Here is an 11,500-nt window from a genome sequence, read left to right on the forward strand (position 1 = left end):
CAGCTTAAATTCGTAAGTGAGAGACAGCATCGCTTTTGGAAGAGACTCCCCCTTATCCTAACTTTCCTACAGGACTAAGTCAACCCTGTAGGATTCGCTTCGCTCAGTTTTCTTTGTTGGTCAAAATTCATCTCACCGTTATAGCCGAAGGCTATAACGGGAGTCCTCTTTTGACACTTGAGATAGAATATAGGGTGCGAATTGATGAGGTTCAAGGAGTTTCATGGAGCAACGCGGAGTTACAGTTTGGTTTACGGGCCTCAGTGGCGCAGGCAAAACCACCATTAGCCAGGTCGTTGCTGAACGACTGCGATCGCAGGGCTATAAGTTAGAAGTCCTCGATGGGGATATTGTGCGGACAAACCTCACCAAAGGCTTAGGGTTCAGCAAAGAAGACCGCGACGAAAATATTCGGCGGATTGGGTTTGTCTCGCACCTGTTGACCCGCAATGGTGTGATTGTGATTGTCTCCGCGATTTCCCCCTATCGCACTATCCGCGAAGAAGTCCGCGCTCGTGTGGGGAGTTTTGTGGAAGTGTTTGTCAATGCGCCCCTTGCGGTCTGTGAAGAGCGGGATGTGAAGGGTTTGTATAAGCGGGCGCGATCGGGTGAAATTAAGCAATTTACGGGGATTTCTGATCCCTACGAACCGCCGGCTAACCCTGAAATTGAATGCCGCACGGATCTTGAAGACCTGGAAGAAAGTGTCGAAACAGTCCTCTCTGTGTTGAAAGAAGGCGGCTACATTAGCTAGCGATCGCCCTCTGCAAACCCTGGTTGACTGACTTGATAGCCCTCACCCCCTAACCCCTCTCCCAGAGGGCGAGGGGAGCCAATCCATTTTTCCAGTTCCCTCTCCCCTAGGAAGAGGGTGAGGGAGAGGGCTTTCCGGGATCTGGCTAATTTTGTCAGTTAACCAACTGCAAACCACAGACCAAACGTTTTAAGGAGCAGGATCAATCAAGATCCTGCTCCTTTTGATCTGGGGAGGATCTGCACCGATCCTGCACCAGCGAGGCGCGATCGCGGCTAGAGTTGGCACGGTTTGAAGGAACGGCGATGGAGCGGCGACACACCATACTCAGCCAAGGCCAAGCGATGTTTAGCCGTGCCGTAGCCTTTATTATTCGCCAAATCATACTGAGGATAACGCCGCGCTAACCGTTCGATCAGGCGATCGCGCCACACTTTCGCGATGATGCTCGCCGCAGCGATCGCAATTTCCTGTTGGTCGCCTTGAATGATCGCCGTTTGGGGCAGGGTCAGGCCGGGAATCGTAAACGTGCCGTCAACGTAGCAATGGTGGGGCGTAGGGGTGAGTCGCTGCACTGCCCTGGCCATGGCGGCCAGGGACGCTTGCAGGATGTTGCGGCGATCGATTTCGCGGGGGGTGGCGTAGCCGATTTTGACATCGGTGGCGATCGCCTGAATCTCAGGGACGTAGTGCGATCGCCGCTTGGCGCTCAATTGCTTACTATCCCGCACGCCGCGATCGCGTAACTGCTCCCCTTGATCCGGTGTGATCAGCACCGCCGCCGCCACCACCGGCCCAAACCAAGCTCCCCGCCCCACCTCATCAACCCCCGCCACCACAGCCGGGTATGAGGCAAGGTCGAGGGGCGCAACCCTAGGAACCACTACGGGCCGAAGACCGACGGCGACGGCGACGAGTCCCGCCCCCTGGGCTTGTCCGTGGTGTGGACGAGGCTTCACTCTCCGGGGCCACAGCCTCACTGTTCTTTTTCTTGGGCTTACTCGAAGCGGCCGACGTGATCACAACCTGGGTTGATTCCTCGGCCTCTCCCTCCTCGGTTGAGGGTTCTGGTTCCTGTTTCACGGGTGCAGGGATGCCCTCGCGATCCACCGTTTCCTGAGCCGGCGGCGTAGTTGCTGCGGTCACGGGAACGTCAGGCAATTCAGTCACCGTCTCCTGAAACTCCTGGGCCGCTGCTGATGAGTCCACATCCGCCACCGACACCAAGACGGACTTGGGATCTTTCACGTCCCGCTCAATCCGAATCAGGGGAGAAACCCCCATCAGGGCATAAATTTCCTGCTCCAAGGGGGTCATGGGCACTGTTACTTTTTCCGGCGGCGTATACTCGCGCCGGGACACTCGACCGGGGGCGGTGCGATCGCGCTCTTGCCGTTCGGGTCGCTCTTGCCGTTCAGCACTCTCCGTCGCCACAGCAGACGACTCTGCCTCAAAGGTTTCTTTTTCCGGCTCCCCATTGCGATTCGCATTCAAGCGCGGCTTTGTCCGGCTGGGGATACTGCTTGCACTGCCATTCGTGACACTCTCCCCTTCCCCAATGCGCCGCCGCCGCCGCCGCCGATTGCCGGTATTACCGCTGTCTTGGTAACTGGGATGATTGACCAAATCTAGCGATTTCTCATGCTCACTTTCCCCGTCAAACAGCGTTTCCTCCTCCTCCTCACGTTTATCCAAAATTCGAGGCGTTTTGCTCACCGTGGTGGGAGTCGATGGGATCGACAACGGGGCGCGCTCTAGGGGGGTGTGGTCTGCTTCCCCAGGTAAACGCGCCAAATGCCCCAAGCCACCGCAATGGGGACATTCTTTGCCAAACAGTTCATAGAGGTTTTGTCCCTGGCGTTTACGGGTCAGTTCCACCAGTCCCAATTCCGACAATTGCGCAATTTGGGGGCGAGCTTTATCCGCAGCCAGGGCTTTGGTGAAATGTTCGAGCAGGGCCAATTGGTCGCGGCGCGAGTCCATATCGATGAAGTCCACCACCAAAACCCCGGCCAAGTTCCGGAGGCGCATTTGGCGGGCAATTTCCGTGGCGGCTTCGTAGTTCGTCCACAGCACCGTTTCGCGGGAGGTGGCGGAGCGGGTGAAGGAACCGGAGTTAACATCAATGACGGTGAGGGCTTCCGTGGGTTCGATGATGATGTAGCCCCCTGACGGCAGATCCACACGGGGTTTGAGGGCTTCACGAATTGCCGCATTGACGCGGAAAAATTCTAGGATCGGCAAGCGATCGCGGTGATGGTCAATCAACACACCTTCCGGGGCGCGACCCCCACTCCAATTCCGGAGATGCTGCTTCACCCGTTTCACCGCCGCCGCCGAATCTACGACAATCCGGTTGACATCAGCGGTGTAGATGTCCCGTAACACCCGCTGAATAAAGTCATCATCGCGGTTGAGCAACATGGGCGGCCGGGCGGAACTCGCCTGGGTCTGCACCGATTCCCATTGCTTGAGGAGATAGTCCAAATCCTCTAAAATCTCATCTTCACCTTTGCTCTCGGCCTCGGTGCGCACCAGCAGCCCCATCCCCGCCGGTTTAATCAACACCGCTAAAGCCCGCAGCCGACTGCGTTCTGCTTCACTTTCGATCCGTCGGGAGAGGTTCACCCCCCGGCCGTAGGGCATCAAGACCAGGTAGCGGCCCGGCATGCTGATGTTGCCGGTTAGGCGGGGGCCTTTGTTCCCCGTCGGCTCTTTCATCACCTGCACCAGCACTTTTTGCTGTGGGGACAGCAGTTCGGTAATTGCTGAGGCACTGCGCCGCAGCCGTAAGGGGCCTAGATCGGTCACGTGCATAAAGCCGTTGCGATCGCTGTCCCCAATATTGACAAAGGCTGCATCAATGCCAGGTAATACGTTTTCTACGGTTCCAAGGTAGATATCACTGACCTGCTGTGTACCTGTCGAAACAACAAGCTCTTGAATTTGATCTTCACTAAAAACAGCCGCGATCTGATGCTGTTCTGCAATAATAATCTGCTTAGGCATGCAAGCTCCTCGAAACGTTTAATGCTTCTCAACTCGCGCAGTCTAGAGACCATCAAAACTGAGGTCAGTCTAGAACCGAGTGAGGACGAGCGAAAATAAAGAGGCTTAGGATTTCAGCCGTGATCACCACTGCATGAAACCTAGGCAATTGATTTTAATCATCAACAAATCTGGGCAAGATTAATCGTAAAACCGACTAAAAATTAACCCATTTCAACCATCTCAATCTGGAAAATTTTTCCGGGTTCACCGTTGTTAACTCCTGGGAATTAACTAAACATTGAACGGTGAGATAATGACTGAAACTGAAGTCGAGAGACCCCAAGCTTCCGAACGATCCACACTTAACAAGGATAAGGTGGGAGATTCATACCACAAAACTGATGGGGGTAAGACTGGCGGAATGCTTTCATCGCTGAATGTCCTGGCAACTCCGAAGTGATGGTGATAGAAAATAACGGCCTCGTTATCTGCGACTCGTGCTCAAAACCATATTTTCGGAACGGGAAATTCTGTTGATTAAGGCATTTCTATACCACTATTCACTACCTCGCAAGGGCCGCTTTCCGCAGGTAATGTAGCGATCGCAGCGTTTTACCTGAATCTGTCGGTGGCAGAATGAAATCGAAACGAGTGTGAGGTGACATATGGCCAACACTGTGCTGACGGAACAGAGCGGTCTATGCGCCTCAAGTGAGGACTTCATCATCACATGGGGTTTGTGTTAAACCCCACGTTTAGGTGAGCGGCACGTCGCTGCTCCTGGACGATTCTGAACGGAACCGAGGAACAGTGAAATAACTCCTCTCGCGGTTTCCCATAGGGAAAACGAGACCTTTAGCAACTCGCGCAAAAACACTGCAACGTAATTTAGAGTTTGAGCGCTGGGCTATTCAGTATCACCCTAGTTGCGGGTTGACTCCATAGCAGAGGCTAAAAGTGACAATGCTGGCACGACGGGAAAACAAAGACCCCATCGGACGATTGTCTGGAAAACGGGGTGACGTGGTATTCACTCTGCCAGGGTATAACTCCGGAAATTACACTGATGCAGATTCTGACGCACGCTTACGTCCGTATTATAAACCATTCTTGAGCGTTTCGTGTTGCTGGAGTGATTGGGGGGAGGAACGGAGGGCCGTGATCGTGGTTTGGACGGCGATCGCCACGCGATCAATCTCGGCTGCTGTGGTTTGACGACCGAGGCCAAACCGCAGCGAGGCAGCGGCGATCGCATCACTACGCCCCAGGGCCAGCAACACATGGGACGGGGCGGCGTTGGTACTCGCACAGGCCGACCCCGACGACAACGCCACCGTGGGCTGTAGCCCCAACAACAGCGCCGCCCCATTCACCCCCAGAACGCTGATATTGAGATTCCCCGGTAGGCGTTGGGTGGGGTGACCATTGAGTAGAATGCTGTCGAGGGACTGGATCGCTGTCCAGAGGCGATCGCGCAACTGCCGCAATCGTTCCCCCTCCGTTTCTCGGTGCTCCATAGCGATCGCCACCGCCGCCCCAAACCCGACAATCTGCGGCGTGGACAACGTCCCCGATCGTCGGCCCCGTTCCTGTCCCCCGCCATGAAGTTGGGCCGCCAGGTTCACCCGTGGCCGTCGTCGTCGCACATACAACGCCCCAATCCCCTTCGGGCCGTAGAGTTTATGGGCCGTTAACGACATCAAATCAATCTGCATCGCCGCCACATCCAAGGGAATTTTCCCCAAAGCCTGCGCCGCGTCCGTATGAAACAACACCCCCCGCTCGTGACACAGCGCCCCGATCGCCGCCAAGGGTTGCACCACCCCAATTTCATTATTCGCCGCCATCACCGACACCAGCACCGTATCCGGGCGGATCGCCGCGCTCAATTCGTCCACATCCACCAAGCCATCCGCCTGCACAGGCAACGTCGTCACCTCAAACCCCAGCGACTCCAAATAGGCGCAAGGATCGAGCACGGCGCTGTGTTCCGTGGCGACGGTGATGATGTGGCGACCCTGGGAAAAATAGGCCTCGGCAATCCCTTTAATCGCCAGGTTATTGGATTCCGTTGCGCCACTGGTGAAAATCAGTTCATCGGGGTCGCAGTGAATCGCGTCGGCTAGGTGTTGACGAGCCTGTTTAACGGCGGCTTCAGCCTCCCACCCGTAGAAGTGACCGTTGCTCGATGGATTGCCGAAGGATTCGGTAAAGTAGGGTAACATCGCCTCAACGACCTTGGGGTCAACGGGGGTTGTGGCATTGTGGTCGAGATAGATGGGGCGTTGACGCATGGGGACGAAGGCATGAGCATTGGTTTCATGTAAAAGTGAAGCACAGGATGCGGGTTCGCGTGCGTGGGTGAGGGTGATTTGATCCAGGGTGCTGGGGTTCAGCTTTGTTTCAGGGTGGGAAGGGGATGCGCTTTGAACTCGCACAATTAACGCCCGCCGCCTATGCTCACCATCGGTTTTGGATGGGGGAGGCGTTGGCTTTGGCGCGGGAGGCTGGGGCGGCGGGGGATGTGCCGGTGGGGGCGGTGGTAGTGGATCGGTCGGGGCATTGTCTGGCGCGGGCGGGAAATCGGAAAGAGCGCGATCGCAACCCCACCGCCCACGCTGAAATTCTCGCCATCCAACAGGCCAGCCACGCCTTGCAAGATTGGCACCTCACCCCCTGCACCCTCTACGTCACCCTCGAACCCTGCCCCATGTGTACCGGCGCGATTATCCAAGCTCGCCTTGGCCTGCTGGTTTACGGCTGTGATGACCCCAAAACAGGAACCGTGCGCAGTGTCCTCAACTTACCGGATCATCCCTGCTCCAACCATCGCCTGCCCGTCCTCGCCGGGATTGAAGCCGCCGCCTGTCAAACCCTGCTCTCGGATTGGTTTGCCCAGCGTCGCGCTTGAGGACGGATGCTGAATTCACTGGGGCGATCGCTCACAGATCCCGCTCACAGATCCTCTGTGTTCATGATCTGTTGATGTTCCGTAGAATTCCACTTGCGCAACTGTCCCCTTCTGGGGGTAGATCATCATGGGGGTGAGGGGTAAAACCCACCCTCAAACTCTGTTCGCTCCGTAAACTGGCACGATCGCACCCGTGAACTCCGGCCTAAATCCCTAGGCTGAAAGCAAGTCGAAGCCCCTTTGTAAACCGCCATGAACACCATTACCCCCTCAAAAATTTCCTCCCGTATTTCTCCCCTCTTGGGTGCGATCGCCTATCCCCTGGGCAATCAATTCGTGCTGCCCTACTACTTCGATCACATCTTCGTCACGGGTCAACACCATATCCCCAACCATGGCCCCGTCATCCTCGCCCCGACCCATCGCTCCCGGTGGGATGCGCTGATCGTCGCCCACGCCACGGGCAGAGGGGTCACCGGGCGTTACCTACGGTTTATGGTGTCGGCGGATGAAATGAAGGGGGTGCAAGGGTGGTTTATTCGGCAGTTGGGGGGCTTTCCCGTGGATACACGCCGCACTCGTCGCACCAAGATGGCCAGCGTAGACCACACCATTGAACTGTTGCATCGGGGGCAAATGGTGGTGATTTTTCCTGAGGGGAATATTTTTCGAGATACCCAGGTGCAACCGATTAAACGCGGTGTGGCAAAAATTGCCCTCGACGCACAGGCACAGCGTGCTAGCACCCTGCCGCCCGTGCAAATTGTGCCCATTGATCTGCACTATTCCGACCCCATTCCTCACCGGGGTACGGCGGTGCGCGTCACGATTGGTCAGCCCCTTACGGCGACGGACTACAGCAGCGATTCCGTGAAGGCGGGGTCAAAACAATTAACCCAAGACTTGACGGCAGCATTGCAATCCCTGGGGTCACGGGTTGGCCGCGAAAAGTCTGCTCCGGCACAATGAGATACTAGGGATTGAAACTATCTCTTTACTTGTGCGATCGCTGCCAATTGATTTATGCCTGCTTTGCCGTCTTTCCGTAACCCCGACTTGCTCCGTCAAGCTCTCACCCATAGTTCGTTTGCCCACGAGAGTAATACCCGTGAGGCTGATAATGAACGGCTGGAGTTTTTGGGAGATGCGCTGTTGACGTTTCTCTGTGGTGAGTTTTTATACCACCATGAGCCGGAATTGAGTGAAGGGGATATGACGCGGCTCCGCACGGCGATGGTGGATCGGGAACAGTTGGCGGAATTTGCGATCGCCCTCGGCATTGATGAGCAACTGCGCCTGGGAAAATCCGCTGAACAAAATGGGGCCCGCTTTAACCCGCGCCTGCTCTGTGGGGCATTTGAGGCGATGTTAGGGGCCTATTACCTCGATTCCTATGATTTAGAAATTGTGCAGGATTTTATGACCCCGCTGTTTGAGCGGATTTTGACGGAGCTGTTGACTCCGCAACAAAACAGCATGGATGGGAAAAAAGCCGATCATAAAAGTCTCCTGCAACAGCACGCCCTAGCCGACAGCGATCGCAATCCCCAACGCGACCCGCCGCGCTACTACACCGAACGGATTGGGGGGACGGATGATGCGCCGTATTTTGAGGCCGAGGTGGCGATTGATGGGGTGGTCTATGGCAAAGGTCAAGGGCGATCGAAAAAGGAAGCGGAAAAAGCCGCTGCCAAGGCCGCATTGACTGAATTTCTGACGGGGGACGAGCCGCAGTGAATCAAAAATTGAGGGCGATCGCGCTGCATCTTAGACCATTTCTTAGTTACGATTAAGTCAAGGATAAATCTAAAAAGATTCTAAGATCCCCTCAAGGCTATGGCAAAAGCGATTATGATCTAATCCACCTCTAAGCCTGATGCCGTATCAATCACAGGAGCAATCAGGGGTAATGCAGGCCAGGCAATCCTGAATTCTCTCAGGACAACAGACAAAAACACTATGGTTTCTAAAACAGTGGCGGGTCAAATTCGCGATCGCATGAAAGCCGAAGGGCTGCGGATTACGCCGCAACGGTTTGCGGTGTACAACAGTCTTTTGTCTCGCACTGACCACCCAACGGTGGATCAAATTCTCGAAACGATTAATGAGGACTTGCCCATTGCCTCGAAAGCGAGTGTTTACAGTGCCTTGAATGTGCTCCGGCAGGTGGGGCTAGTGCGTGAAGTGCTCCTAGAAGCGGGGGTGACGCGCTACGATGCCAATGTGAGTTCTCATCATCACTTTGTTTGCCAGGGTTGCGACGCGATCGCGGATATTCCCTGGGATGCGTTGAGTGATCGCCTCGACCTCAGCAAAATCCCGGCATCGCTCCACGCCACCAGCTACGAAGTGACGGTGAAAGGCTTCTGTGGTGACTGTCACGCCCCATCGTAACCACGAGACAGGGCGCGATCGCCTCACAAATTGCAACAAAATCGCCGCACAATAGTACATAAAATCTAAACTAAACCTAGACCGAGGCCGAAACCACAGCCCCGGTCTTTAGCTGTGTCCCTCTGCTGCTTCCATCTCTCGTCGTTCCCCATGCCCTACGAACCGCTTCATCATAAGTATCGCCCCCAAACCTTTGGGGAACTGGTGGGCCAAGAAGCGATCGCCCAAACTTTGACCAATGCGATTTTGAGCGATCGTATTGCCCCCGCCTACCTCTTCACCGGGCCGAGGGGAACCGGAAAAACCTCCTCCTCTCGCATCCTCGCCAAATCCCTCAACTGCCTCACCGCCGGCAAACCCACCCCCACCCCCTGCGGTCACTGCCAAACCTGCCTAGAAATCACCCGTGGCTCCGCCATGGACATCATCGAAATCGATGCCGCCAGCAATACCGGCGTGGACAACATCCGCGAAATCATCGAACGCGCCCAATTTGCCCCCGTCCAATGTCGCTACAAAGTCTATGTAGTGGACGAATGCCTAACAGGGGACACGCTTGTCTTAACTGAGCAAGGGTTATGCAGGATTGATAATCCAGAGATTCAAAATCAACGGGTTCTCAGTTACAACGAACGCTCTGGGCGTTGGGACTATCAAAAAGTCGTTCGTTGGCTTCAGCAAGGTGTTAAAGATACCATAACAATCAAAACTCGCAACACAACGATTTCCTGTACTAGTAATCATTTAATCAGGACAGATCAAGGATGGAAACCAGCAAAAGAAATCACACCAGGGATGAAAATCTTATCCCCAAGTTCATTGCCGATTTGCGACCCTACAGCATTGCCGCAATGGCATACAAATTTCGAGAATGTTGAATCCGTGACACCCGGACAAGCGGCTCCTGTTTATGACATTGAAGTGCAGCATAATCATAATTTTGTCGCGAATGGTTTGCTGGTGCATAACTGTCACATGCTCAGTACGGCGGCGTTTAATGCGCTGTTGAAGACTCTGGAAGAACCGCCCGATCGCGTCGTTTTTGTCCTCGCCACCACTGACCCCCAGCGGGTGTTAAATACGATTATTTCTCGGTGTCAGCGGTTCGATTTTCGGCGGATTCCCCTGGATGCGATGGTGCAACATTTGGGTGCGATCGCTCACACCGAAACCATTGAAATTGCCCCCGATGCCCTCACCCTCGTGGCTCAAATTGCCAACGGGGGATTGCGGGATGCGGAAAGTTTGCTCGATCAATTGAGCTTGCTTAGTGGTGAAATTACCGCCGAGAAAGTGTGGGACTTGGTGGGGGCAGTGCCGGAACGGGATTTGCTGTCTCTGTTGCAGGCGATTCGCAGCGACAACATTGAATCGGTGTTGTCCAATTGTCGGCACTTGCTCGATCGCGGTCGAGAACCCTTGATCGTGTTGCAAAATTTAGCGTCATTCTATCTGAATTTATTAATTGCCAAAACCGCAGCCCAACGGAGTGATCTCGTCGCAGTGACGGCTCCCACCTGGCAAGCCTTGGTAGCCGAGGCGCAACAGTGGCAGGTTGCCACCATCCTCCAGGGCCAACAAAAACTCAAAGACAGCGAATATCAGATCAAACAAACAACCCAGCCGCGCCTTTGGTTAGAAGTTGCGCTCTTGGGTCTGTTGCCGTCGTCTTTAGCTGTTCCTGTCGCTGTCAGCACCACCGCTACTGCTCCCCCATTCGCTACCCAATCATCACCCGCCCTAAACGCAACTCCGCAACCCGCAGCAACACCCCTCACACCAAAATCTAACCAGTTAGATCAATCTACTCATACTCAAACACGACAAAATATTTCATCTCATGCTAAAGAACAGTTTTCAAAATCACAAGATAATCATTCTAAAATAAAAACCTTCCAAGTTTCAGTATCTTCAGAATCTAATATTCAGCCACAAAAGACTGATTTCCAAACCAAAAACAGAAAACACTTAATCTCAGATGAAGCAATAGAAAGTGTCCAACTTCAACGAATTCATAATATTTTAGAGAAATTAATGAGTTTCTTGGATAAAAAATCAAAAGAAAATCAAAGTAATGATGGCTATGCTGAATTCATTAGATTTATTAAAAACAAGAGATTCAGGCTAATTTCTGCCGATCCAGATGATGACTTCCGGGCCGATTTCTTGCTAATGGATAAAGGTATCGAGCCATTTTTTAAAACAAAAGGTAAATCTATTATCAGTGAGGCTTTTCAGGAAATCTGGCAAATACAAGAACCAATTCAGATTAATTATGAATTAAGGAATTTTACATCAAGTCACTCTAGATCAAACCCTAAAAGCCAGAAGGTTTTTACTAAGCTAGAACAAGTACCCCAACCCATACCCACACCCCCTCCCAGTTCGCCCCCGACTGACCCAGCACCACGCCCCCCGGAGCCGCTCCCCGCCCCGCCTCGTCCCCCTAC

General features: G+C 54.0%; 9 protein-coding genes. 6 read left to right on the forward strand and 3 right to left on the reverse strand.

The genetic code is table 11. The annotated features are described in order from the left end of the window. Nucleotides 1-223 precede the first annotated feature (223 nt). A complete protein-coding gene (gene cysC, locus PN477_RS00625) occupies nt 224-754 on the forward strand; it encodes an adenylyl-sulfate kinase (protein WP_272120042.1) in 531 nt (176 codons plus the stop codon). Nucleotides 755-1,029: 275 nt separating this feature from the next. On the opposite strand, the gene PN477_RS00630 is transcribed toward cysC, so the two are convergent. The 3 genes from PN477_RS00630 to PN477_RS00640 all read right to left on the reverse strand — a co-directional run bounded on the left by PN477_RS00630 (nt 1,030) and on the right by PN477_RS00640 (nt 6,039). After that, entirely contained in the window at nt 1,030-1,638 is a 609-nt protein-coding gene (locus tag PN477_RS00630) for a ribonuclease HII (RefSeq protein ID WP_417158714.1), read from the reverse strand. Then, on the reverse strand, nt 1,628-3,763 hold the full coding sequence (gene rne / locus PN477_RS00635; protein ID WP_272120046.1) for a ribonuclease E: 2,136 nt from the start codon (nt 3,761-3,763) through the stop codon (nt 1,628-1,630). The genes PN477_RS00630 and rne overlap by 11 nt, the downstream gene beginning before the upstream one ends. 1,079 nt (nt 3,764-4,842) lie before the next feature. Continuing rightward, nucleotides 4,843-6,039, reverse strand: coding sequence for a cysteine desulfurase family protein (locus PN477_RS00640; RefSeq protein WP_272120048.1), 1,197 nt, complete (start codon nt 6,037-6,039; stop codon nt 4,843-4,845). A gap of 125 nt (nt 6,040-6,164) precedes the next feature. On the opposite strand from PN477_RS00640, the gene tadA reads away from it, so the two are divergent. The 5 genes from tadA to dnaX all read left to right on the forward strand — a co-directional run. After that, a complete protein-coding gene (tadA, locus tag PN477_RS00645) occupies nt 6,165-6,656 on the forward strand; it encodes a tRNA adenosine(34) deaminase TadA (protein ID WP_272120050.1) in 492 nt (163 codons plus the stop codon). A 252-nt stretch (nt 6,657-6,908) separates the two neighbouring features. Then, nucleotides 6,909-7,625 (forward strand): lysophospholipid acyltransferase family protein, encoded by a 717-nt coding sequence (locus tag PN477_RS00650; protein WP_272120051.1) that lies wholly within the window; start codon nt 6,909-6,911, stop codon nt 7,623-7,625. 54 nt (nt 7,626-7,679) lie between these two features. Next, nucleotides 7,680-8,393, forward strand: a complete 714-nt coding sequence (rnc, locus tag PN477_RS00655; protein ID WP_272120052.1) for a ribonuclease III — start codon at nt 7,680-7,682, stop codon at nt 8,391-8,393. 222 nt (nt 8,394-8,615) lie between these two features. Then, the gene (locus PN477_RS00660; protein WP_272120054.1) at nt 8,616-9,050 is read left to right on the forward strand and encodes a Fur family transcriptional regulator; all 435 of its coding nucleotides are present in this window, start codon (nt 8,616-8,618) and stop codon (nt 9,048-9,050) included. 150 nt (nt 9,051-9,200) lie between these two features. Then, nucleotides 9,201-11,500: DNA polymerase III subunit gamma/tau (gene dnaX, locus PN477_RS00665; protein WP_272146890.1), on the forward strand; the 2,300-nt coding region annotated here is incomplete at its 3' end.

The organism is Spirulina subsalsa CS-330 (assembly GCF_028330765.1).
Lineage (GTDB): Bacteria > Cyanobacteriota > Cyanobacteriia > Cyanobacteriales > Spirulinaceae > Spirulina > Spirulina subsalsa_A.

Excerpts from the sequence above, each read along its gene's own strand:
- cysC (WP_272120042.1), top strand. The coding sequence starts at position 224 with ATGGAGCAACGCGGAGTTACAGTTTGGTTTACGGGCCTCAGTGGCGCA.
- rne (WP_272120046.1), bottom strand. The coding sequence starts at position 3,763 with ATGCCTAAGCAGATTATTATTGCAGAACAGCATCAGATCGCGGCTGTT.
- PN477_RS00640 (WP_272120048.1), bottom strand. The coding sequence starts at position 6,039 with ATGCGTCAACGCCCCATCTATCTCGACCACAATGCCACAACCCCCGTT.
- tadA (WP_272120050.1), top strand. The coding sequence starts at position 6,165 with ATGCGCTTTGAACTCGCACAATTAACGCCCGCCGCCTATGCTCACCAT.
- PN477_RS00650 (WP_272120051.1), top strand. The coding sequence starts at position 6,909 with ATGAACACCATTACCCCCTCAAAAATTTCCTCCCGTATTTCTCCCCTC.
- rnc (WP_272120052.1), top strand. The coding sequence starts at position 7,680 with ATGCCTGCTTTGCCGTCTTTCCGTAACCCCGACTTGCTCCGTCAAGCT.
- PN477_RS00660 (WP_272120054.1), top strand. The coding sequence starts at position 8,616 with ATGGTTTCTAAAACAGTGGCGGGTCAAATTCGCGATCGCATGAAAGCC.